The following is a 23,848-nucleotide window of genomic DNA, read 5'->3' as shown; positions in this document are numbered from 1 at the left end:
ATCCCCGCAGGGCGTCGAACGCACTGCCGCCGAGCTCTCCGACCTCCCGACACGTTCGACGTCCGAGGAGACACCCCGGCGCGCGCCCGGCCCCGGCACAACCGGCCCCCACGCACCCGGCCCGAGCGGCGCAGCCAACCGGCGCCCGGCCCCGTCACAACCGGCCCCCACCCCGAAGCCCCGGCCCGAGCGGCGCAGCCAACCGGCCCGGCCCCCGGCACAAACAAACCCACTCCTGCCGAACCGCCGGAGGCAACCGGCCCCGCCCTACCAACGGACGATTCGGGTCATCCCGAGGTCGGATCTTCCCGCCGCTCGGCGGGTGAAGCGTTCGAACCCCGCTTAACGTCGAAGACATGACGCAGCGGGCGAAGATCGATCAGGACGGGCCGGAGCGGGCCGGCGCCGCCATCGACGCGGGGGCGGAGCTCGATCCGGTCCACCCGGTGCGGCCACCCGCGCCCCGGTTCAGGCCCGGCGGCCTGACCACCGCCGAGGTCGCCGAGCGCGTCGCGCGCGGCGACGTCAACGACGTCCCCGTCCGCAGCAGCCGCTCCACCACCGAGATCGTCCGCGCCAACGTCTTCACCCGCTTCAACGCGATCATCGGCGTGCTCTGGGTGATCATGCTCCTCGTCGCGCCCATCCAGGACAGCCTCTTCGGCTTCGTGATCATCGCGAACACCGGCATCGGCATCATCCAGGAACTGCGCGCCAAGAAGACCCTCGACGGCCTCGCCGTCATCGGCGAGGCCAAACCGAGCGTGCGCCGCGACGGCCGGACCGCGGAGATCTCCACCTCCGAGATCGTCCTGGGCGACGTCATCGAACTCGGCCCCGGCGACAAGGTCGTCGTCGACGGGGCCGTCGGCGAGGCCGAGGGGCTGGAGATCGACGAGTCCCTCCTCACCGGCGAGGCCGACCCCGTCCTCAAGAAGCCCGGCGACCCGGTCATGTCCGGCTCGTTCGTCGTCGCCGGCGGCGGCGCGTTCACCGCCACCAAGGTCGGCCGCGAGGCCTACGCCGCCCAGCTCGCCGAAGAAGCCTCCCGCTTCACGCTCGTCCACTCCGAGCTGCGCTCCGGCATCTCCACCATCCTCAAGTACGTCACCTGGATGATGATCCCGACCTCCATCGGCCTGATCATCAGCCAGCTGATCGTCAAGGAGAACAACTTCAAGGACTCCATCGCCCGGACGGTCGGCGGCATCGTCCCGATGATCCCCGAGGGACTCGTCCTCCTCACCTCCGTGGCCTTCGCCATCGGCGTGATCCGGCTAGGCCGCAAGCAGTGCCTCGTCCAGGAGCTGCCCGCCATCGAGGGCCTCGCCCGGGTCGACGTGGTCTGCCTCGACAAGACCGGCACCCTCACCGAGGGCGGCATGGACGTCACCGAGCTGCGCCCGCTCGGCGGCGCGGAGCCGGCGTACGTCAAGAAGGTGCTCGGCGCGCTCGGCGAGTCCGATCCGAGGCCCAACGCCAGCCTGCAGGCGATCATCGACGCCTACCCCGACAGCGCGGAGTGGCGCTGTACCGAGTCCCTGCCCTTCTCCTCCGCCCGCAAGTACAGCGGCGCCAGCTTCAGCGAGGGCGACGGTGAGAACAACACCTGGCTGCTCGGGGCCCCCGACGTACTGCTCCCCGCCGGGGACCCGGCCCTCGACGAGATCAACGAGCTCAACGAGCAGGGCCTACGGGTCCTGCTGCTGGCCCGCTCCGGCCGCGAGCTCGACGACGAGGACGTCGCCACCGGGGTCAGGCCGACCGCCCTGGTCGTCCTGGAGCAGCGGCTGCGGCCCGACGCGGCCGACACCCTGCGCTACTTCGACGACCAGAACGTCAGGGCGAAGGTCATCTCCGGCGACAACGCGGTCTCCGTCGGTGCGGTCGCCGGCAAGCTGGGGCTGCCGGGCGCGGAGAACACCGTGGACGCCCGCAAGCTGCCGACCGAACAGGCCGACATGGCGCGGGTCCTCGACGAGAACTCCGTCTTCGGGCGCGTGACCCCGCAGCAGAAGCGGGACATGGTCGGGGCCCTCCAGTCCAAGGGCCACACCGTCGCCATGACGGGCGACGGCGTCAACGACGTGCTCGCCCTCAAGGACGCGGACATCGGCGTCGCGATGGGCTCGGGCTCGGAAGCCACCCGCGCCGTCGCCCAGATCGTCCTCCTCAACAACAGCTTCGCGACCCTCCCCTCGGTGGTCGCCGAAGGCCGCCGCGTGATCGGCAACATCACCCGGGTCGCGACCCTCTTCCTCACCAAGACGGTCTACTCGGTCCTCCTCGCGATCCTGGTGGTCTGCTCGCAGGTCGAGTACCCCTTCCTGCCCCGCCACCTGACGCTGCTGTCCACGCTCACCATCGGCATCCCGGCCTTCTTCCTGGCCCTCGCCCCGAACAAGGAGCGCGCGAAGCCGCACTTCGTGAAACGGGTGATGCGGTACGCGATCCCCGGCGGCGTGATCGCGGCGACGGCCACCTTCATCAGCTACCTGATCGCCCGCCACCACTACACCGGCCCGGGCGCCCTGGAGGCCGAGAGCAGCGCGGCGACGCTCACGCTGTTCCTGACCTCGATGTGGGTCCTGGTGATCATCGCCCGCCCGTACACGTGGTGGCGCGTGGCCCTGGTCGGCGCGATGGGCGCGGCCTTCCTGATCGTCCTCGTGGTGCCGTGGCTCCAGGACTTCTTCCAGCTCAAGCTGGAGGGCACGACGGTGCCCTGGATCGCGGTAGCCGTGGCCGCGGCCGCCGCGACCCTGATCGAGTTCACCTTCCACTGGGTGAACCGCAGGTTCCCGGCCTAGGCGAGGCCCTCGGCCTGTAGGCCGGTGAGGACTGCTTGGCCCAGGGCCTGGACGGCGGACTGGGGGCGGACCATCACCGTGAACTCCTTGACGCGGCCCGCCTCGTCGAACTGGAGCAGGTCGATGCCGTGGATCTGCTTGCCGTCCACCGTTGCGCGGAAGGCCAGGATCGCCGAGGGGGCCTCCGTGCCGTCGGCGCTCGTCTCGGCCGCGCCCTCGAAGCGGCCGACGTAGCGGAAGTCCTCGAAGATCCGCAGCAGGACCCCGAAGAGGCCCAGCACCATGGGGCGGCCCTCGAAGGGGGTGAACTTCACCGGGCTGTAGAGCCGGACGTCCTCGGTGAACAGGTCCTCCACCGCGGTGAGATCGCGCTTCTCCACGGCTGCGCGGAAGCGTTCGGCGGTCTGCGCGTCCAGTTCCCTCATGGCCCCTCCTCATACTCATAAAATTGAGTAGTCATATTCGTGAGTATGATGCGCGGGAGGGCGAGGAAAGGGAAGGGGGCTGCTGCGATGGCCTTGAGACACGCCGTACTGGCGGCGCTGCTGGACGGCGAGTACAGCGGGTACGAGCTGGCGAAGTCGTTCGACATCGGCGTCGCCAACTTCTGGCACGCCTCCCCCCAGCAGCTTTACGCCGAGCTGACCAAGCTGGAGAAGGACGGGCTGGTCGAGGGCCGCCAGGTGGTCCAGGAGAGCCGGCCCAACAAGCGCATGTTCCAGGTCACCGACGCCGGGCGCGCCGAGCTGGAGGACTTCGCCGTAGCCGCGTCGAAGCCCTTGGTCATCCGTGACGACCTGCTCGTCAAGGTCCAGAACGCCGACCGGATCGGCACCGCGCCGGTGATCGAACAGCTCGAAGAACGGGCCGCCGCGGCCGAGGCCAAGATCGAGCTCCTCGGCAGGGTGCTGCGCAAGATGCGCGGCGACATGGACGAGGAGGAGTACCTGCTGCGCGGCGAACGGATCGGCGGGTACCTGACCGGCCTGCGCGGCATCGCCTTCGAACAGGGCCATCGCGACTGGTGCCGCCGCAGCGCGGCCGTCTTGAGGGAGGGGCTGAACCGTGCCGAACGGTGAGTACCTGCGCTACGTCGCCCTGGGCGACAGTCAGACCGAAGGCCTCGGCGACGGGGACGACACGGCGGGCCTGCGCGGCTTCGCCGACCGCCTCGCCGGACACCTCACGGCCGTCAACCCCGGCCTCCAGTACGCCAACCTGGCCGTACGGGGACGCCTCGCCGGCCAGGTGCGCGCCGAACAGCTGGGCCCCGCGCTGGCCCTGCGGCCCGACCTGGCCACCGTCGTCGCCGGGGTCAACGACATCCTCCGGCCCCGGTTCGACGCGGCGGAGGTCGCCGGGCAGCTGGAGGAGATGTTCGCCGCGCTCACGGCCGCCGGCACCCACGTGGCGACCGTGACCTTCCCCGACCTGGGCAGCGTCGTGCCCCTGGCCCGGCCGCTCTCGCCCCGCATAGCCGACCTCAACGACCGCATCCGTGCCGCGGCGGCCCGTCATGGGGTCACCGTCGCCGAGACCGCCCGGCCGGCCGCCGTGGCCGACCCGCGGATGTGGACGACGGACCGCCTCCACGCCAGTTCCGTCGGCCACGAGCGGATCGCCGCGGCCCTGGCCCACGCCCTTCGCCTGCCCGGCAGCGACGACAGCTGGACCTTGCCGCTGCCGCCGCAGCCGCGTCCCGTCGGCCGGTCCGCCGCGGCCGAACTGCGCTGGGCCGCCACGTTCCTCGGCCCTTGGCTGGGCCGCCGGCTGCGTGGCCGATCCTCGGGCGACGGCCGCACCGCGAAGCGCCCCCACCTGCTCCCCCTGAGCGCGACGCCCGCCGCCCCTCAATCGCCGCGAGCCTGAAGACCAAGGCCCCGCCCCGCGCCTCAATCGCCGGCGAGGCCGGATGGTGCGGCGAGGCTGCATGGTGCGGCTCAAAGCCCGGGGCTCCGCCCCGCACCCCGCGCCTCAAACGCCGGCGAGGCTGAATCTGGTGCGGCGAGGCCGGATGGTGCGGCGCAAAGATCGGGGCTCCGCCCCGGGCCCCGCTCCTCAAACGCCGGAGGGGCTGGATTTTGGTGCGGCGAGGCTGGATTTGGTGCGGCGAAGCCGGAGTAGTGCGCCAAGGCTGGAGTGCTTTCGGCGTAGCCGAATGGTCGCAGGGCTTGGGCTCGAACCGGCCGGTTGGGGCGGGGTCGGGTGTGTGTCGGGGTGATCCCCGCAGGGTGTCGAACGCAAGGTGCCCAGACGCTCCGACCCCCCGACACGTTCGGCGCCCGAGGAGACACCCCGGCGCGCGCCCGGCCCCGTCACAACCGGCCCGCCGTATCCCGCCCGAGCGGCGCAGCCGACCGGCACAACCGGCCCCCCGTACCCGGCCCGAGCGGCGCAGCCGACCCGCACAACCGGCCCCACTCCTGCCGCCCCGCCGGAGGCGACCGGTGTTGCTCAGTCGAACCAGCGGTCCCGCGCCAGTTCCGCCGTGCGCGACGGGTCCTCCAGTAGCGCCGCCACCTCGAAGCGGCGCGGCCACTGGCCCGCCGACCAGGCGAGGCCCGCCGCCACGCCTTCCAGCGTGGACGCGTGGAGGGTGCCGTCGGGCGTGCGGCGCCAGTCGAGTTCCGTGCCGCCCGCGACCAGCTCCTCGTGTTCCACGTACGTCACCGGAGTGGCCGGGCCCAGCAGCACGCGCACCGACTCCGGGACCTCGTGCACCTCACCCGGCGTCGTCACCTCCGCCGGGACCGTCTCCGACAGGCGCCGCACCTGGAGCAGCTCCGCGAGGTCCGCCGCGCGCGACGGCGGCACCGGCAGCAGCGGGAGCCCCGCCGTCAGCGGCAGCAGGTCCGGGGCGTCCGCGATCACGGCGTCGGCCGCGTCCACCACCAGGACCTCGCCGTCCACCACCGCGCGCAGCTCGTCCGGCAGGGTGACCTGCTCGGGGTCGAGATCGGCCAGCGCCCCGTACAGGCCGTGCAGCTGTCGGCCCGTCACCTCGCGCTCCGGGTCGGCGAGCCGGGCCAGCAGCTCGGCCGCGCCGCCGGGCTCGTCCAGCAGGGCCGGCACGGTGGTCCGTACGCCCAGCGCCCGCAGGACCTGCTCGTCCTCGAAGCCCGTGGCATCCGCCGGGGTGTAGAGGCCCGCCAGCAGCGGGTCGCCGCCCGCCGCGCGCAGACCCGCCGGGCGGCGGCCGTCGAGCACCGGGTGGTCGCGCAGCCACCACGCGGTGTACGAGCGCACGGACTGCGTGGTGCCGTCGGGCAGCAGCACCCGTACGGGCTGGGTCAGCGCGTCGCGCAGCGGCGGCTGCGCGAGCATCGCCAGGGCCTGCGGCCAGCAGTCGTCGTCGACCAGGTCGAGGTCCCGTACGGCGACGAGCTCGGTCGCCACCGGCGGCACCGGGGTGTCCGGCAGCTGGTCCAGCAGGTCCTCGCACCACACGTCCACCGCGTCCAGCAGTCCCGCGTCATCGGGCTCGGCGAAGTCGCCTTCGCGGGGCTCCAGTTCGTCCGGATCGAGCACCACGTCGGTGGCGCGCACCAGCTGGAACGTCGCCAGCACCCCGCACGCGGTGAGCGGGCCCTCGCCCCACCGCTGCGCCAGCTCGGCGTCCACGTACGGGACCTCGTCCTCGCGGATGACGGAGGCGAGCGCCGAGCCGGGCATCAGCAGTTCGCCGGCCGGGACCAGTTCGCCGTCCTCGTCGGGCAGGGCCAGCGCGCCCAGCCAGGGCTCGTCGCCCGGTGCCAGATCGGCGTCGCGGGCCAGCCCCAGGACCACCTCGGCCAGCTCGTCGGCGTCCAGGGTGTCCGCGTCCTCGTCCCAGACCTCCCCGGCGTCGAGGGAGCCGGCGACGGCGGCCCGCACCTGCGGGGTCGTCAGCACGGCCCGCGCCGTGGCCGGCAGGGCTCCGAGCTTCTCCAGCAGCGGGTGCGCCGCGTCCGGGTGGGCCACCTTCAGCCCCAGCCGGGCCAGGTCCACCGGGGTGTCCGCGTACGGGAGCAGGACGTGGCGCGGCCCGATCGTCGTGCGGCCGTCGGCGAGCGGCACGGGCAGCCCGGACAGCCGGTCGGGGTCCACGCCGGCGAGGCTGTCGTAGAGCCGGTGCCACCACTCGGGGGTCCGCTCGATGCCGGCGATCCGCTCGATGGCATCGCCCAGCGGGAGCCGGCCCACGCCCAGGGTGCGCAGTTCGGCGCGGCGTTCCAGGCCCGCCGGCAGCAGCGTCGGCAGGACCTCGGCGAGGACGCGTACGGTGTCGGCGCCCGCGCCCTCCACCACCTCGGCCTCGAAGGGGCGCAGGGCCGCGCGCTCCTCCGCGTGCTCGGGCGGTGCGGCCGGCGCGAGGAAGGCCGTACGGGGCAGCCGCTGGAGCACGGCGTGGCGCAGGGCCCCGTCCAGTTCGCCCTTGCCGAGCGGGCCGGGGACCAGGTCGACGAGGGCGGTGCTCACCGGGTCCCAGGCGCCGAGGAGTTCGGCGTACGCGTCGGCGGCGCGCTCCACGAGGAAGTCGGTCAGCGGCCCGGGCGCGGGGTGCCGGCGGGTGGTGTCCAGCGGCAGGGTCGCGATGAGCAGCGCCGGGATGCCCAGTGGCTCGTCGGTGGGGGTGGGCGCGTGCACCACGGGCGCGGTGGCCGGGCGCAGCGGGGCGCCTTCGGAGTCGACGGGTACGGCCCAGGACACCGCCCAGGCGGGGCGCAGCCGTTCCTCGACGGGCCGGTCGGCGAGCAGGGCGCGCTCGATGGGGCCGCCGTGGCGGACGGTGCGCCAGCGGCTGGTGTGGGTGCCGGACGCGGTGGTGTCCTCGATGACGGTGTACGGGCCCTCGTCGCGGCGGTACAGCGCGCGGGAGCCGCCGGCGGGGGTCTCCACGATGACCTCGCGCAGCCCGGGCAGGGTGAGCAGCAGGGCGTCGTCGATGCCCGACAGCAGCCGCTCCACGAGGTCCTCGGCGGCGGCGTCGCGCAGCGGGAGGACCACGACGGTGTCGTAGCCGTCGGGGGCGGTGCCCTCGGCGGGCAACGGGAGCCGCAGCAGCGGGACGTGGCCGTCGCGGCGGCGCAGTTCGTCGCCGAGGCCGGGGCTGCCGACGGCGGCGTCCCGAGCCAGTTCGCGGGCCTCGGCCAGGGACCAGCGGACGCCGCCGTGCCGGCCGAGCACCGCGGGCTCGTCGGAGACGGCGAGGACGGCGGCGAAGCCGACGCCGAAGCGGCCGACGCTGTCACCGGAGGGCTCGCGCTTGGCTGAGGCGCGCAGGGTGCTCAGCGACTCCACGCCCGTCGCGTCGAGCGGGGCACCGGTGTTGGCGACGGCCAGCAGGGCGTGGCCGTTCTCGCCGTCGTGCAGGGTGAGCCGCAGCCGGCCGGGCACCTTGGCCCGGGCCGCGGCGTCGGCGGCGTTCTGCGCCAGCTCGATGACGAGCCGGTCCCGGTAGCCGCCGAGCGCGAGGTCCTCCTCGGCGTTGGCGTCCTCGCGGAACCGGGCCGGGCCCGCGCCCCAGGCGTCGAGCACCCCGCGCCGCAGCCGGGCCGTGCCGAAGGGGTCCACGCCGCTCTGTGCCGCCGTCACTCGCACGCTCACGCCGCTGCCTCCACGCTGTGCTGCCGTCAAGAGTTGCCCTCCGGAGTTGCCCTCCGGACCCCTGAAGGTATCGCGTACGGAACCACGCCCTGCCCGTGAGGTGCGCGAACACGACGGCGTCGGCATCCCGGTGGCTCACCGGGCTCCACGGCTGCGGTTCGGTCGGCCGGGTTCCGGCGTCTGCGGCCCGGGCAGCCGGGGTTCCACTCGCTGCGGCTCAGGGGCGGCGTCGCTCCGGACGCCGGGCCACGGGAGGGAGTGGCCCGGCATCGCGGGGGCGGCCGGCAGCTCGCGGACCATCCGCACCGGGTCAAACGGCGAGGGCGGTCCACCGACGATCAGCTGACGAGCGCGAATCGGTGGTGACCTGGGGCGACAGTAGGCGTCGCCCCCTCGGTCGGACCAACTTCCCCCACCCGCCCGCGATCTTCGAATGGCCGGATCTCGTCGGTGAGGTGAACGGCTCGCCCACCGGCCGGGCTCTTCCCTGCCCTGCACCGGATGCCCGCCCACGACGCCAACTGGAATGCGGACTTTCCGCCTACTTGAGCTCGGACGCTGGCCGAAACCATGCAGGGGAGACCGGGAACGCCGAAGCCCCCGGCGACTTCACGTCACCAGGGGCCTCGGAACCGATCGGTGGGGACCGGCGCGGATCGGTACGGACCGTCAGAGCTTCTCGATCACGTAGTCGATGCAGGCCGTCAGCTTCTGCACGTCGGCCGGGTCGATCGCCGGGAACATCGCGATGCGCAGCTGGTTGCGGCCCAGCTTGCGGTACGGCTCGGTGTCCACGATCCCGTTGGCGCGCAGCACCTTGGCGACGGCCGCCGCGTCGATGTCGTCCGAGAAGTCGATCGTGCCGATGACGGACGAGCGCTTGTCGGCGTCCACGACGAAGGGGGTCGCGTACTTCGACGCCTCCGCCCAGCCGTACAGGTTGCGCGCGCTGGCCGCCGTACGGCCGGTGGTGAACTCCAGGCCGCCCTGGCTGTTCATCCACTCCAGCTGCTGGTCCAGCAGGAAGAGGGTGGCCAGCGCCGGGGTGTTGTACGTCTGGTTCTTCAGCGAGTTGTCGATCGCCGTCGGCAGCGAGAAGAACTCCGGGATGTGCCGGCCCGACGCGTGCACGCGGGCGGCGCGCTCCAGTGCGGCCGGGGAGAACGCGGCCAGCCACAGGCCGCCGTCGGAGGCGAAGGACTTCTGCGGGGCGAAGTAGTAGACGTCCGTCTCGGTGATGTCCACCGGCAGACCGCCGGCGCCCGAGGTCGCGTCCACCAGGACGAGTGAACCGGCGTCGGCGCCCGCGACGCGCTTGATCGGCGCGGCGACACCCGTCGAGGTCTCGTTGTGCGTGTACGCGTACACGTCCACGCCCGCCTCGGCCACCGGCTCCGGGTGCGTGCCCGGCTCCGAGGAGATCACGGAGGGCTCCGCCAGCCACGGCGCGAGCTTCGCGGCCTTGGCGAACTTGGAGGAGAACTCGCCGAAGGTGAGGTGCTGGGACTTGTTCTCGATGAGCCCGGCGGTCGCGATGTCCCAGAAGGCGGTGGAGCCGCCGTTGCCCAGGATCACCTCGTACCCCTCGGGGAGGGAGAAGAGGTCCCGGATGCCCTGCCGCACCGAGCCGACCAGGTTCTTGACCGGGGCCTGGCGGTGGGAGGTTCCGAGCAGGGAGGTACCGGTGGCGGCGAGGGCGTCCAGCGCCTCGGTCCGCACCTTGGAGGGGCCCGCGCCGAAGCGTCCGTCGGCGGGCTTGATGTCAGCGGGAATCTGGATCTCGGCCACGAGCGGAGCGTATCCGGTCCCGGTCCACGCCTCGGAGGCGCGTCCACCCGATGAGACGCGGCCGGACGGTGCGAGGGTGGTGCCGTGACGTCACCCGGGGAACTCGAACGGACATTGCGGGCGGAGCTGCGCGGCGAGGTGGACTTCGGGGCCGCCGCCCGGGCACTGACGACCATGGATGCCTCCAACTACCGGCGCGTCCCCGTCGGCGTGGTCGCCCCGCGCGACGCCGACGACGTGGCGGCCGCCCTGCGCGTGTGCGCCGGGGCCGGGGTCCCGGTCGTCCCGCGCGGCGGCGGCACCTCCATCGCCGGCCAGGCCACGGGCACCGGAGTGGTCCTCGACCTCACCCGGCACATGAACGCCCTGGTGTCGGTGGACCCGGCCGCGCGCACCGCCGTGGTCCAGCCCGGCCTCGTACTCGACCGGCTGCGGGACGCGGTGCGCCCGTACGGGCTGACCTTCGGGCCGGACCCCTCCACGCACTCCCGCTGCACCCTCGGCGGCATGATCGGCAACAACGCGTGCGGCGCCCACTCCGTCGCCTGGGGCACCACCGCGGACAACGTGACCGAGCTGGCGGTGACGGCGTACGGGGGCGCCGCGCACCGGATCGGGACGGGCTGGTCGGGGGCGCCGGAAGGGCTGCGGGAACTGGTCGACGGGAACCTGGCCCTGCTGCGCACCGGGATGGGCGGCGGCTTCTCGCGGCGGATCTCCGGCTACGGCGGACTGGACGCGCTGCTGCCCGAGCGCGGAGTGGGGCTCGCCCGCGCCTTCTGCGGGAGCGAGGGCACGCTCGGGGTGGTGACCGAGGCCGTCGTGCGCCTGGTGGAGGCGCCGCGCGCGCCGGTCCTGGCCGTCCTCGGGTACGCCGACGAGAGCGCGGCCGCGGACGCGGCCGCCGGGCTGCTCCCGTACCGGCCGCTGACGGTGGAGGGGATGGCCGAGGACCTGGTGCGCGGGGCGGCGGGACTGCCGCGGGGCCGGGCCTGGCTGTTCGTGGAGATGTGGGACGAGGGAGCGGCGCGGGAACTCGTACGGGGCGCCGACGCCCTCGACGCGGTGGTGGTCACCGACCCGGCGGGGCAGCGGGCCCTGTGGCGGATCCGGGAGGACGCGGCGGGCACGGCGACCCGGCTGCCGGGAGGGGAGATGGCCTGGCCGGGATGGGAGGACTGCGCGGTGCCGCCGGCCCGGCTGGGCGCGTACCTGCGGGAGTTCCGCGCGCTGCTGGCGGCGCACGGGCTGCGCGGATCCCCGTACGGGCACTTCGGCGAGGGCTGTGTGCACGTACGGATCGACTTCGACCTCGTCTCGGCGGACGGGGTGGCCCGCTTCCGGGCCTTCTCCGGCGAACTGGCCGACCTGGTCGTCGCGCACGGCGGCTCGCTGTCGGGGGAGCACGGCGACGGACAGGCGCGGGCCGAACTGCTGCCGCGCATGTACGGGCCGGAGGTGGTCCGGCTGTTCGGCGCGTACAAGGACGTGTGGGACCCGGCCGGCGGGATGAACCCGGGGATGCTGGTCCGGCCCGCACGGCTCGACGAGAACCTCCGCTTCGCGGTGCTGCCGGCCACGCCGTTCGCCGGTGAGGTCGCGCGGTGCGTCGGGGTCGCGAAGTGCCGCACCACGGACGTCGGGGGGCCGGGGGTGATGTGCCCGTCCTACCGGGCCACGGGCGAGGAACGGCACTCCACGCGCGGCCGGGCCCGGCTGCTGCACGAGATGCTGGCGGGGGAGATCGTGCGGGACGGCTGGCGCTCGGCGGAGGTCGCCGAGGCGCTGGACCTGTGCCTGGGCTGCAAGGGCTGTCTCAGCGACTGCCCGGTGGGCGTGGACATGGCCACGTACAAGTCGCAGTTCCTGCACCACCACTGGTCGGGACGCATCCGCCCGCTCGCCCACTACGCCCTGGGCGGCCTCCCGACCTGGCTCCGCCTGATCGCCGCGCTGCGCATGGCGCGCGTCGCGAACACCGCCGCCCGCCTCCTCCCGGTCCCGAGCCTGACGCGCGCCCGCGCCCTGCCGAAACTGGCCCGGGTGCCCTTTACGCGCTCCCTCTCGGCTCCGCCCCACCATCCAGCCCCGCCGGGGCATGTTTCAGCCCCTCCGGCGTTTGAGGAGCGGGGTCCGGGGCGGAGCCCCGGTTTCGGGAAGGGGCGGGGCGGGGAGAGCCGCCCGCAGGGCCCCAAGGTCACCCTCTGGCCCGACACGTTCACGGAGTACCTGGCCCCGGAGGCCGGCCGCGCGGCGGTACGGGTACTGGAGGCCGCGGGGCTGCGAGTGAACGCACCCGGCGGAACGGTCTGCTGCGCCCTGACCTACGTCTCCACCGGCCGCCTCGACCGCGCCCGCAAGGTCCTCCACCGCACCCTGACCGCCATCGGCGACGTCCCGGCACCCGTGGTGGTGCTGGAACCCAGCTGCGCCGCGGCCCTCCGCACGGACCTCCCCGCCCTCCTCCCCGACGACCCCCGCGCGGCCCGCCTGGCGGCAGCCGTCCGCACCTTCGCCGAGACCCTGGAGGAGTACGCCCCGCACTGGCGGCCGCCCCGCCTCGACCGCGCGGTGGCCGGGCAGACCCACTGCCACCAGCACGCGGTCCTCGGCGACGCGGCGGACAGGCGGCTGCGCGAGCGCGCCGGCCTCGTGGGCGAGCTCAGCGGCGGCTGCTGCGGTCTGGCCGGGAACTTCGGCTTCGAGCCGGGCCACCACGAGGTGTCGGTGGCCTGCGCGGAGGAACAGCTGCTCCCGGCGCTGCGCGCGGCCGGTCCGGACGCCCTGGTCCAGGCGGACGGCTTCTCCTGCCGCACCCAGATCGCCCAGCTGGGCGGGGTCCGGGCCCGCCACCTGGCAGAACTCCTGGCGGAGGGCCTGTAAGGCAAGACACGCAGCCACACTCCTTACGAACGCCGTAATCTGGAGGAATGCCCGCACCCTCCTCCTCCGCGTCCCCGGCTTCGCTCCCGGCCCAGGCCGGCCCGGCCCCCGCCACCGCATCGGCCCCGCTGCCCGCCGAGGGCCGCGGCCGCGGTCTCGGGCCCGTCGCGCTGGTGATCTCGGCGGGGATCTCGGTGCAGTTCGGCGCCGCCCTCGCGGTCATGATCATGCCGAGGGCGGGCGCGGCGGGCGTGGTCACGCTGCGCCTCGCGGCCGCCGCGGTCGTGCTGCTGCTCCTGTGCCGGCCCAAGGTGCGCGGCTACTCCCGCTCCGACTGGGGCACGGTGCTCGCCTTCGGCGTCGCCATGGCCGGCATGAACGGGCTCTTCTACCAGTCCATCGACCGGATCCCGCTCGGCCCGGCCGTCACCCTGGAGGTGCTCGGGCCGCTCGCCCTGTCCGTCCTCGTCTCCCGGCGCCTGGTGAACTTCCTGTGGGCCGGCCTCGCCCTCGGCGGCGTCGTCCTGCTCTCCGGACACGGCGGGGGCGGCCTCGGCTTCGGCTCGCTCGACCCGCTGGGCGCGGCCTTCGCGCTCGGGGCCGGTGCGATGTGGGCGGCGTACATCGTGTTCAGCGCGCGTACGGGCCGCCGCTTCCCGCAGGCGGACGGCCTGGCCCTGGCGATGGCGGTGGCCGCGGTCCTCTCGCTGCCCCTGGGCATCGCCGGCGCGGGCACGGACCTGCTGGTCCCGAGCACCCTCGCGCTGGGCCTCGGCGTGGCCGTGCTGTCCTCCGTCCTGCCCTACACGCTGGAGATGCTCGCCCTGCGGCGGATGCCCGCCCCGACCTTCGCGATCCTGATGAGCCTGGAGCCGGCCATCGCCGCCACCGCGGGCTTCCTCGTCCTGAACCAGGCCATGTCCGCGGTGGACGCCCTGGCCATCGCCCTCGTGATCGCGGCCAGCATGGGCGCGGTCCGCTCCCAGATCCGAAAGCAGCCCGCCTGATGGACGTCGACACGTACCTGGCCGGTACCCCCGAGGCCCGCCGCCCCGCCCTCACCCGGCTGCGCGCGCTGTGCCTGGCGGAACTGACGGGCTTCGAGGAGGTCATCGCGTACGGGATGCCCGCCTACGTGCGGGCCGGCGAGAGCGTCGGCGAGATCGCCTGGGCGAACCAGAAGCAGTACATCTCCTTCTACCTGCTGCGCACGGACGTGCGCGACGCCTTCGCGGACCGCCTGGCCGTCCACGACATGGGCAAGGGCTGCCTCCGTTTCCGCAACCCGGCCAAGGTCGACTTCGACCTCCTGCGCGACCTCCTGCGCGCCACGGCGAGGGCCGCGCCGGGCCGAATCTGCTGAGGGGCGTCCGGGTGCAACCGGACGGGCACTTCCTGCGTCGTTGCTGACGCGTACGCCCGCCCCGCCGGCCGCGGGGGACCGGCCGGGCGGGTGTACGTCTCTCAGCCGAGCGGCAGATCCAGGTAGGAGGGCGTCGCCTCGGGCGAGGTGAACGCCAGCGTCGCGCGCGGCAGGTTGGCGTCGCCGTAGAACGGGTCGCGGGCGTCGATCACCAGCATCAGGCGGTGGCCGCGCGGTACGTCGTACGCCGTCGCCTGCAGGTCGATGTCCGCGCTGACCAGGCTGTCGGGCGGGGAGTCGGCGTCGGTGTACGGGGCGTGCGTGACGATGTGGGCCGCGCCGTCGGGGGCCGCGTCGAGGAGGTACGCGACGAAGGTGGAGCCGGGGTTCGCCGCCCGGTAGGTCACGCGCAGCCGGGGCGTGCCGCGCAGCCGCACGGTCTCCGCGGCCGGCTCCGCCTCCCATACGGCGGCGAGGGTGCGGTCGATGTCGTCGGTCGGGTAGATCTTCGGGCGGCCGGCGATCTCGTCGTATCCGGACTCGACGACCTTGTCGGCGACGGTCGCCGGCGTGTCCACCCCGCACACGACGGTCGCGGTCCAGCCGGCCTGCGGCTCCTCGGCCAGTTCCCCGTCGTCGGCCAGGTGCAGCCGTTGCACGCTCTCGGTGAGGGAGGGCCAGCTGGGGCGGGGTTCGAGGGTCTTGCTCCACATGACCTCGCCGAGCACCTGGCCCTCGGCGCCGATGCCGTTGTCGATCCCCTTGAGGTGGTGGTCGAACCAGCGGTGGGCGTCCGTCCAGATCCGGTTCGGCAGGCCGAGCATGCCGGTCATCTCGGGCCCGGAGTGGTCGCCGATGGAGACGGCGAGGCGTTTGGGGCCGGTCAGCTCGTTGAACATCTTCAGGGTCTGGTTGGGCGGGAAGAGCGTCTCGTGCCAGGCGTGCGAGAAGAAGACCGGCACCTGGCGGCGGTTGAGCTCCTTGATGTGGCTGAAGGGCGAGCGGGTCTCCGCCCAGCGCAGGGTGCCGGGGATGTCGCGGTTGCCGAGGACGTTGTCGAAGACGCTGTGCGTCTGCGGGCTCAGCCGTGCCTTCGAGGCCGCCTTGAGCAGGGCCCGTACGGCGGCGACGTGGCGGGTGGAGTTCTCGTAGAACGCCTCCCCGAGGTCGCCCCAGCTGCTGAGCGCGACCACGGCGTCCACGCGGGTGTCGTGCGCGGCGACCAGTTGGCTGATGCCGGAGCCGTACGAGTCCCCGAGGAAGCCGATCTTCGTCACGGGGCCGGAGCTGCGCTCGATGAGGTGGTCCAGGGCCCGGCTGCCGTCGGCGACGTCGAGCGGGCCGGCCACGTCGACCTGGCCCTCGGAGCCGGCGAAGCCGCGGGCGGAGTAGGCGAGGACGTTGTAGCCGCGGGCCGCGAACAGGCTGGCCTGGACGGCGTACGGCAGCCAGCCCAGGCTGGTCCAGGGCGAGGGCATGACGATCACCGGGCGCGGCTGGGCCCCGGTGTGCCGCCAGAGCGCGGCGTCGAGGAGGTCCCCGTCGGCGCCGGTCACCTTGCCGCGGGTGAACACGGCGAGGGAGCGGACCTCGGCGACCTCCGCGGCGCGGGCGGGGGCGAGGCCGGTGACGTCGCCGCTCTCCAGGGCGGCGACGAAGGCGCTGAGGGCGGTGGCGTCGAGTTCGGGATAGAGGGAGAAGGGGGGTTGGGCGGCTGGAGTCACGTCAGTCCATCCTCTTCGTCGTGGATCCAAAGCGGATCGAACGTGGATCGAATGCGGATCGAACGTGGTGCGCGCGCCCGGGCCCGGAGCGGAACGTTCAGTATCGACGGGACATCCGGTGACGTATCGCGAGTTTCCGGCTTACGGCCTGAATCGCCCCCTCCGTGCCCGGCGGCCGCCGCGCGGCGGGACCTGCGGTCGGCGGGGCGGCGGGACAACTCCCTTTTCGCCGTGCCGGTTTGGGGTGGGTGGCGGGAAGGTGCCGCCTGCCGAGAAAATCATGCAAGCGTGCTTGATTGTTTTCTTGGGTGCTGCCAGTCTTCCCTCACGCCGAGAGGGGAGCGCACCGTGCCCGATCCGTCCGCCGTCGACGCAGCCGTCGCCGTCTTCGCAGATCTGCGCGAGGAGGGCCGCGAACTCGAAGCCCTCGTCAGGGAGTTGCCGGATCCCGACTGGGCCCTGCCGACCCCGGCGCCCGGCTGGAGCATCGCCCACCAGATCGCCCACCTGCACTGGACCGACCGCGCCTCACTGCTCTCCCTCACCGACGCCACCGCCTTCGGCGTCATGGTCGAGGAGGCGCTGAAGGCCCCCGACTCCTTCGTCGACGAAGGCGCGGAAGAGGGCGCGGCGCTGCCGCCCGCCGAACTGCTCGCCCGCTGGCGGGCCACGCGGGCCGCCCTCGACGAGGCGCTCGCCGCAGCGTCGCCCGACACCCGGTTCCCCTGGTACGGGCCGCCGATGAAGGCCGCCTCCATGGCGAGCGCCCGGCTGATGGAGACCTGGGCGCACGGCCAGGACGTCGCCGACGCGCTCGGGGTGCGCCGCACCCCGACCGCGCGGCTGCGGCACGTGGCGCGGATCGGCGTACGGGCCCGCGACTACGCCTACGCCGTACGCGCACTGCCCGCGCCCGCCGAGGAGTTCCGGGTCGAGCTGACCGCCCCCGACGGCGCCGGGGTGTGGACGTACGGGCCGCCGGACGCCCCGCAGCGGATCACCGGACCGGCGCTCGACTTCTGTCTCCTGGTGACCCAGCGGGCCCACCGCGCCGACCTGGCCCTCACCGCGGCCGGCCCCGACGCGGACCGCTGGCTGGACATCGCCCAGGCCTTCGCGGGCCCGGCGGGCGCGGGGCGCGAGCCGGGCGCCGCCCGATGACCCCCCGGCCCCCCGCCGACCGCCCACTGCGGATCGGCAACGCGTCGGGCTTCTACGGCGACCGCTTCGACGCCCTGCGCGAGATGCTGACCGGCGGCCCGCTCGACGTGCTGACCGGTGACTACCTCGCCGAGCTGACCATGCTGATCCTCGGCCGCGACCGCCTGAAGAACCCGGACCTCGGCTACGCCAAGACCTTCCTGCGCCAGCTGGAGGAGGGGCTCGGGCTCGCGCACGAGCGGGGCGTACGCATCGTCGCGAACGCGGGCGGCCTCAACCCGGCCGGACTCGCCGACGCCGTACGGGTCCTGGCGGCCAAGGTGGGCGTCCCCGTCACCGTGGCCCACGTCGAGGGGGACGACCTCACCCCGCACGAGGACGGGGCGCTGACCGCCAACGCCTACCTCGGCGGCGCCGGCATCACCGCCTGCCTGCGGGCCGGCGCGGACGTCGTCGTGACCGGCCGGGTCACGGACGCGGCACTCGTCAGCGGCCCGGCGGCCTGGTGGTTCGACTGGACCCCGGACGACCACGACAGGCTGGCGGGGGCGGTGGTCGCCGGCCACGTCCTGGAGTGCGGAACCCAGGCCACCGGCGGCAACTACGCCTTCTTCACCGCGCACGACGTCCGCCGCCCCGGGTTCCCGCTCGCGGAGATCTCCGCCGACGGTTCGGCGGTCATCACCAAACACCCCGGCACGGGCGGGACCGTCTCGGTCGGCACCGTCACCGCCCAACTCCTCTACGAGACCCAGGGCGTGCGCTACCTCGGCCCCGACGTCACCGCCCGCCTGGACACGGTCCACCTCTCCGAGGACGGCCCCGACCGCGTCCGCATCTCCGGCGTGCTCGGCGAACCCCCGCCGTCCACCCTCAAGGTGGGCGTCACCCGCATCGGCGGCTGGCGCAACGAGGTCGTCTTCGTCCTGACCGGCCTGGACATCGAAGCGAAGGCGGCCCTGGTCCGCACGCAGCTCTCCGACGCCCTGGAGGGCGTGGCCACCGCCGACTGGACCCTCGCCCGCACGGACCACGAGGACGCCCCGACGCAGGAGACGGCCAGTGCGCTGCTGCGGCTGGTGGTCCGCGACCCGTCCCCGGACCGGGTGGGCCGCGCCCTGACCTCGACGGCCATCGAACTGGCCCTGGGCAGCTACCCGGGCTTCCACGTCACCACCCCCCCGGGCCCGGCCCAGCCGTACGGCACCTTCACGTCAACCCTCACCCCGGCCGCCGAGGTCCCCCACACAGCAGTCCTCCCGAACGGCACCCGCCTGTCCATTTCAGCCCCTCCGGCGTTTGAGGAGCGGGGTGCGGGGCGGAGCCCCGGTCTTGAAGCCGCGCCGGCGTTTGAGGCGCGGCCCTTCGGGGGCGGAGCCCCCGCAGGGCCCACCACCCGCGCCCCCCTCGGGGCAGTGGCCGGGGCCCGCAGCGGCGACAAGGGCGGCGACGCGAACGTAGGCGTCTGGGTCGAGTCCGACGAAGCCTGGCACTGGCTGCACGACACCCTCACCACAGAGGTGTTCCAGGACCTGCTCCCCGAGACCCGCCCGCACGCAGTGCGACGCCACCCGCTCCCGAACCTCCGCGCGCTGAACTTCACCATCACCGGCATCCTCGGCGCCGGCGTCGCCTCCGGCCACCGCTTCGACCCCCAGGCCAAGGCCCTCGGCGAATGGCTCCGCGCCCGTCACCTGGACATCCCGACCCACCTGCTGCCCGAGACCGCCCCGGAGGGGACCGGCCCATGACCCGCCTCCGCACCACCGTCGACCCGCACGCCCCCGAGCACGCGCAGGCCCGTACCGCCGCCCTGGAACGCCTCGCCGCCCTCGACGCCGAGCACGCGAAGGCCCTCCAAGGCGGCGGCGAGAAGTACACGGCCCGCCACAAGCAGCGCGGCAAGCTCCTGGCCCGTGAGCGCGTCGAGCTGCTCCTCGACCCGGACACCCCGTTCCTGGAGCTGTCCCCGCTGGCCGCCTGGGGCAGCGACTACCCCGTCGGCGCCTCCATGGTCACCGGCATCGGCACGGTCGAGGGCGTCGAGTGCCTGGTCACCGCCAACGACCCCACCGTCCGCGGCGGTGCCAGCAACCCCTGGACCCTCAAGAAGGCCCTCCGGGCCAACGAGATCGCCCGGCAGAACCGCCTGCCCTGCATCAGCCTCGTCGAGTCCGGCGGCGCCGATCTCCCCTCCCAGAAGGAGATCTTCATCCCGGGCGGCGCGGTCTTCCGCGACCTCACCCGGCTCTCGGCCGCAGGTGTTCCCACCGTCGCGGTCGTCTTCGGCAACTCCACCGCCGGAGGCGCGTACATCCCCGGCATGTCCGACCACACCATCATGATCAAGGACCGTTCGAAGGTGTTCCTCGGCGGTCCGCCGCTGGTCAAGATGGCCACCGGCGAGGAGAGCGACGACGAGTCCCTCGGCGGGGCGGACATGCACGCCCGCACCTCCGGCCTCGCCGACTACTACGCCCTCGACGAGTACGACGCGATCCGCCAGGCCCGCCGCGTCGTCGCCCGGCTGAACCACCGCAAGCCCCACGCGGATCCGGCCCCGGCGCAGGAGCCGAAGTACGACCCCGAGGAACTCCTCGGCATCGTCCCGCCCGACCTCAAGACGCCCTTCGACCCGCGCGAGGTCATCGCCCGCATCGTCGACGCCTCCGACTTCGACGAGTTCAAGCCGCTCTACGGCACCAGCCTCGTCACCGGCTGGGCCACCCTCCACGGCTATCCCGTCGGCATCCTCGCCAACGCGCAGGGCGTGCTGTTCAGCGCCGAGTCCCAGAAGGCCGCCCAGTTCATCCAGCTCGCCAACCAGCGCGACATCCCGCTGCTCTTCCTCCACAACACCACCGGCTACATGGTCGGCAAGGAGTACGAGCAGGGCGGCATCATCAAGCACGGCTCGATGATGATCAACGCGGTCTCCAACTCGAAGGTCCCGCACCTGTCCGTGCTCATCGGCGCGAGCTACGGCGCCGGCCACTACGGCATGTGCGGCCGCGCCTACGAGCCCCGCTTCCTCTTCGCCTGGCCCAGCGCCAAGTCCGCCGTCATGGGGCCCCAGCAGCTCGCCGGAGTGCTCTCCATCGTGTCCCGGCAGTCCGCCGCCGCGAAGGGGCTGCCCTACGACGAGGAGGCCGACGCCGGGATGCGCGCCTTCGTCGAGGCGCAGATCGAGTCCGAGTCCCTGCCGATGTTCCTGTCCGGGCGGCTGTACGACGACGGGGTCATCGACCCGCGCGACACCCGCACCGTCCTCGGCCTGTGCCTGTCGGCCGTCCACAACGCCCCCGTCGAGGGCGCCCGTGGCGGCTTCGGCGTCTTCCGGATGTGAGCCCGCACATGACCCAGCTGATCACCTCGCTGCTCGTCGCCAACCGCGGCGAGATCGCCGTACGGATCTTCCGCACCGCCCGCGCCCTGGGCCTGGCCACCGTCGCCGTCCACTCCGACCCGGACGCCGACGCCCTGCACGTGCGCGAAGCCGACGCGGCCGTACGCCTGCCCGGCGCGGCCCCCGCCGACACCTACCTGCGCGGCGACCTGATCATCAAGGCCGCCCTCGCCGCGGGCGCCGACGCCGTCCACCCCGGCTACGGCTTCCTCTCCGAGAACGCCGACTTCGCCCGCGAGGTCCTGGCTTCCGGCCTGACCTGGATCGGCCCGCCGCCCGAGGCCATCGAGGCCATGGCCTCCAAGACCCGCGCCAAGGACCTGATGCGCGTCGCCGGGGTACCGCTCCTGGACCCCGTCGACCCGGCCGCCGCCACCCCCACCGACCTGCCCCTGCTGCTGAAGGCCGCGGCCGGTGGCGGCGGCCGCGGGATGCGCGTGGTCCGCGATCTCGCCGGGCTCCAGGAGGCCCTCGACGCGGCCTCCGCCGAGGCCCGTTCGGCCTTCGGTGACGGCGAGGTCTTCGCCGAGCCGTACGTCGAGCGCGGCCGCCACGTCGAGGTGCAGATCCTCGCCGACGCCCACGGCACCGTCTGGGCGCTCGGCACCCGCGACTGCTCCCTCCAGCGCCGCCACCAGAAGGTCATCGAGGAGGCCCCGGCGCCCGGCCTGCCGGAAACCCTGCGGGAGAACCTCCACGCCGCCGCCGTCGCCGCCGCCCGTGCCGTCTCCTACCGGGGCGCCGGCACCGTCGAGTTCCTCGTCACCGCCGACGGACGTCCGTACTTCCTGGAGATGAACACCCGCCTCCAGGTCGAACACCCCGTCACCGAAGCCGTCTTCGGCCTCGACCTCGTCGCCCTCCAGCTGCGCGTGGCCGAGGGCGAGGCCCTGCCCCCGTCGCCGCCGGAGCCCACCGGTCACGCCGTCGAGGCCCGCCTCTACGCCGAGGACCCGGCCCAGGACTGGCGCCCGCAGACCGGAGCCCTGCACACCCTCGCCGTCCCCGGCCAGGTCCGCGTGGACACCGGCTTCACCGACGGGGACACGGTCGGCATCCACTACGACCCCATGCTCGCCAAGGTCATCGCCCACGCCCCCACCCGCGCCGAGGCCGTACGCGCCCTCGCCCACGCCCTCGCCGGAGCCCGCATCCACGGGCTCACCACCAACCGCGAGCTCCTCGTACGGTCGCTGCACCACCCCGAGTTCGCCGCCGGGCAGCTCGACACCGGCTTTTACGAGCGCCACCTCGACGCCCTCACCGAGGGCGCCGCGGACGCCACGGAGGCGGCCCTCGCCGCCGCCCTCGCCGAGGCGGCCCCCACGGCGGACGCCCCGCTCGCCGCCCGTCTCGGCGGCTGGCGCAACGTCCGCTCCCAGCCGCAGATCCGCCGCTACACCGCGGGCGGTGCCGAGTACGAGGTCCGCTATCAGGCCGGCCGGCTCGTCGACCACCCCGGCATCCGTGTCCTCGCCGCCACCCCCACCCTCGTCACCCTCGAAATCGAGGGAATCCGGCGGGTGTTCCACGTGAAACGTAATTCGAACAACCCGGGCCCGACCGAGATCTACGTGGATTCCGCACTCGGCGCCCACACCCTCATCCCCGTTCCCCGCTTCCCCGACCCCCAGGATCGGACCGAACCGGGTTCCCTGCTCGCCCCCATGCCCGGCACCGTCGTCCGCATCGCCGAGGGCCTCGCCGTCGGCAGCCCCGTCACCGCCGGGCAGCCCCTGCTCTGGCTGGAGGCCATGAAGATGGAGCACCGCATCCTCGCTCCCGCCTCCGGCACGCTCACCGCGCTCCACGCCGTCACCGGCCAACAGGTCGAGTTCGGCGCCCTGCTCGCCGTAGTCCAGGAGGAAACGCAGTCATGAGCTCCGCCACCAGCACCGTCGAGACCGAAGAGCACCAGGCCCTGCGCACGGCCGTCGCCGCCCTCGGGCAGCGCTACGGCCGCGAGTACCTCGCCCGCGTCGCCCGCGAAGGCGGCCACCCCGACGAGCTGTGGGCCGACGCCGCGAAGCTCGGCTACCTCGGGGTCAACCTCCCCGAGGAGTACGGCGGCGGAGGCGGCGGCATCGCCGAACTGTCCATCGTCCTGGAGGAACTGGGCGCGGCCGGCTGCCCCCTCCTGATGATGGTCGTCTCGCCCGCGATCTGCGGCACGGTCATCTCCCGCTTCGGCACCGAAGCCCAGAAGCAGGCCTGGCTCCCGGGCCTCGCCGACGGCAGCCGCACCATGGCCTTCGGCATCACCGAACCCGACGCCGGTTCCAACTCCCACCGGATCACCACCACGGCCCGCCGCGACGGCGACGACTGGATCCTCACCGGCCGCAAGGTCTTCATCTCCGGCGTCGACATCGCCGACGCCACCCTCATCGTCGGCCGCACCGAGGACGCCCGGACCGGCAGCCTCAAGCCCTGCCTGTTCATCGTCCCCCGCGATGCCCCGGGCTTCTCCCGCTCGGTCATCGACATGGAACTCCAGGCCGCGGAGAAGCAGTTCGAACTGGTCCTGGACGAGGTGCGGCTGCCCGCCGACGCGTTGGTCGGCGACGAGGACGCGGGCCTGCTCCAGCTGTTCGCCGGGCTCAACCCGGAGCGGATCATGACGGCCGCCTTCGCCATCGGGATGGGCCGCTACGCCCTCGCCAAGGCCGTGGACTACGCGAAGACCCGGCAGGTGTGGAAGGAGCCCATCGGCGCGCACCAGGCCGTGGCGCATCCGCTGGCCGCGGCGCACATCGAGCTCGAACTGGCCCGCCTGATGATGCAGAAGGCCGCCCGCCTGTACGACGCGGGGGACGACATGGGGGCGGGGGAGGCCGCGAACATGGCGAAGTACGCGGCGGGTGAGGCGTGCGTCCGCGCGGTGGACCAGGCCGTGCACACCCTCGGCGGCAACGGCCTCACCCGCGAGTACGGGCTCGCGTCCCTCATCACCGCCTCCCGCGTGGCCCGCATCGCCCCGGTCAGCCGCGAGATGATCCTCAACTTCATCTCCCACCAAACCCTGGGCCTCCCCAAGTCCTACTGACCCGCCCGCCCCGCGTCTCGATCGCCGGCGGTTGAGACGCGGGGTCCGGGGCGGATCCCGGGGGCCGGCGGAGCCGGGCTC

Annotated in this window: 15 protein-coding genes; 11 read left to right on the top strand and 4 right to left on the bottom strand. The window is 73.6% G+C overall.

Translation table 11 applies throughout. The features are described from left to right. Positions 1 to 356: 356 nt before the first annotated feature. Positions 357 to 2,810 carry a cation-translocating P-type ATPase gene (locus AB0D29_RS32800; RefSeq protein ID WP_362859232.1) on the top strand — a complete coding sequence of 818 codons (2,454 nt, stop codon included), beginning with the start codon at positions 357 to 359 and terminating at the stop codon, positions 2,808 to 2,810. On the opposite strand, the gene AB0D29_RS32795 is transcribed toward AB0D29_RS32800, so the two are convergent. Beyond that, the gene (locus AB0D29_RS32795) at positions 2,807 to 3,235 is read right to left on the bottom strand and encodes a nuclear transport factor 2 family protein (protein ID WP_362859231.1); all 429 of its coding nucleotides are present in this window, start codon (positions 3,233 to 3,235) and stop codon (positions 2,807 to 2,809) included. The two genes, AB0D29_RS32800 and AB0D29_RS32795, sit on opposite strands and share 4 nt — an antisense overlap. 87 nt (positions 3,236 to 3,322) lie before the next feature. Between AB0D29_RS32795 and AB0D29_RS32790 the strand changes: the two genes are divergently transcribed. Both AB0D29_RS32790 and AB0D29_RS32785 read left to right on the top strand, forming a co-directional pair. Next, complete coding sequence (locus AB0D29_RS32790; RefSeq protein WP_362859229.1) at positions 3,323 to 3,889, top strand: PadR family transcriptional regulator; 567 nt, start codon at positions 3,323 to 3,325, stop codon at positions 3,887 to 3,889. Further along, positions 3,876 to 4,679 carry an SGNH/GDSL hydrolase family protein gene (locus AB0D29_RS32785; RefSeq protein WP_362859227.1) on the top strand — a complete coding sequence of 268 codons (804 nt, stop codon included), beginning with the start codon at positions 3,876 to 3,878 and terminating at the stop codon, positions 4,677 to 4,679. Before AB0D29_RS32790 ends, AB0D29_RS32785 begins: the two co-directional genes overlap by 14 nt. A gap of 585 nt (positions 4,680 to 5,264) precedes the next feature. Here AB0D29_RS32785 and AB0D29_RS32780 read toward each other — a convergent pair. Beyond that, positions 5,265 to 8,396 (bottom strand): molecular chaperone Hsp90, encoded by a 3,132-nt coding sequence (locus AB0D29_RS32780; protein ID WP_362859225.1) that lies wholly within the window; start codon positions 8,394 to 8,396, stop codon positions 5,265 to 5,267. Between the two features lie 669 nt (positions 8,397 to 9,065). Beyond that, complete coding sequence (serC, locus tag AB0D29_RS32775) at positions 9,066 to 10,184, bottom strand: phosphoserine transaminase (protein ID WP_362859223.1); 1,119 nt, start codon at positions 10,182 to 10,184, stop codon at positions 9,066 to 9,068. A 174-nt stretch (positions 10,185 to 10,358) separates the two neighbouring features. Here serC and AB0D29_RS32770 point away from each other — a divergent pair, with 174 nt between their 5' ends. Genes AB0D29_RS32770 through AB0D29_RS32760 form a run of 3 tightly spaced genes read left to right on the top strand, consistent with a single transcriptional unit; the run spans position 10,359 to position 14,430 of the window. Then, positions 10,359 to 13,067 carry an FAD-binding and (Fe-S)-binding domain-containing protein gene (locus AB0D29_RS32770; protein ID WP_362859240.1) on the top strand — a complete coding sequence of 903 codons (2,709 nt, stop codon included), beginning with the start codon at positions 10,359 to 10,361 and terminating at the stop codon, positions 13,065 to 13,067. Between the two features lie 47 nt (positions 13,068 to 13,114). Further along, positions 13,115 to 14,074 carry an EamA family transporter gene (locus AB0D29_RS32765; protein ID WP_362859221.1) on the top strand — a complete coding sequence of 320 codons (960 nt, stop codon included), beginning with the start codon at positions 13,115 to 13,117 and terminating at the stop codon, positions 14,072 to 14,074. Continuing rightward, positions 14,074 to 14,430: a DUF1801 domain-containing protein gene (locus tag AB0D29_RS32760; protein WP_362859219.1), complete on the top strand. Its 357-nt coding sequence runs from the start codon at positions 14,074 to 14,076 to the stop codon at positions 14,428 to 14,430. Before AB0D29_RS32765 ends, AB0D29_RS32760 begins: the two co-directional genes overlap by 1 nt. Before the next feature lie 101 nt (positions 14,431 to 14,531). Here the strand turns inward: AB0D29_RS32760 and AB0D29_RS32755 are convergent, their stop codons facing one another. Further along, on the bottom strand, positions 14,532 to 16,154 hold the full coding sequence (locus AB0D29_RS32755) for a CocE/NonD family hydrolase (RefSeq protein WP_362859217.1): 1,623 nt from the start codon (positions 16,152 to 16,154) through the stop codon (positions 14,532 to 14,534). Positions 16,155 to 16,502: 348 nt separating this feature from the next. Between AB0D29_RS32755 and AB0D29_RS32750 the strand changes: the two genes are divergently transcribed. The 5 genes from AB0D29_RS32750 to AB0D29_RS32730 are packed head-to-tail and all read left to right on the top strand — an operon-like array spanning position 16,503 to position 23,767. Beyond that, positions 16,503 to 17,315 carry a TIGR03084 family metal-binding protein gene (locus AB0D29_RS32750; RefSeq protein ID WP_362859216.1) on the top strand — a complete coding sequence of 271 codons (813 nt, stop codon included), beginning with the start codon at positions 16,503 to 16,505 and terminating at the stop codon, positions 17,313 to 17,315. Next, the gene (locus AB0D29_RS32745; protein WP_362859214.1) at positions 17,312 to 19,066 is read left to right on the top strand and encodes an acyclic terpene utilization AtuA family protein; all 1,755 of its coding nucleotides are present in this window, start codon (positions 17,312 to 17,314) and stop codon (positions 19,064 to 19,066) included. Before AB0D29_RS32750 ends, AB0D29_RS32745 begins: the two co-directional genes overlap by 4 nt. Then, a complete protein-coding gene (locus AB0D29_RS32740; RefSeq protein WP_362859212.1) occupies positions 19,063 to 20,661 on the top strand; it encodes a carboxyl transferase domain-containing protein in 1,599 nt (532 codons plus the stop codon). Before AB0D29_RS32745 ends, AB0D29_RS32740 begins: the two co-directional genes overlap by 4 nt. Positions 20,662 to 20,669: 8 nt before the next feature. Beyond that, positions 20,670 to 22,601, top strand: a complete 1,932-nt coding sequence (locus tag AB0D29_RS32735) for a biotin carboxylase N-terminal domain-containing protein (protein WP_362859210.1) — start codon at positions 20,670 to 20,672, stop codon at positions 22,599 to 22,601. Next, positions 22,598 to 23,767, top strand: a complete 1,170-nt coding sequence (locus AB0D29_RS32730) for an acyl-CoA dehydrogenase family protein (protein ID WP_362859208.1) — start codon at positions 22,598 to 22,600, stop codon at positions 23,765 to 23,767. The genes AB0D29_RS32735 and AB0D29_RS32730 overlap by 4 nt, the downstream gene beginning before the upstream one ends. Positions 23,768 to 23,848 lie beyond the last annotated feature (81 nt).

Origin of the sequence: Streptomyces sp. NPDC048424, assembly GCF_040651555.1 — a bacterium.
Taxonomy (GTDB): Bacteria; Actinomycetota; Actinomycetes; order Streptomycetales; family Streptomycetaceae; genus Streptomyces.
Note: the sequence above shows the minus strand (reverse complement) of the source record. Positions and strands in the feature narration are given on the sequence as shown.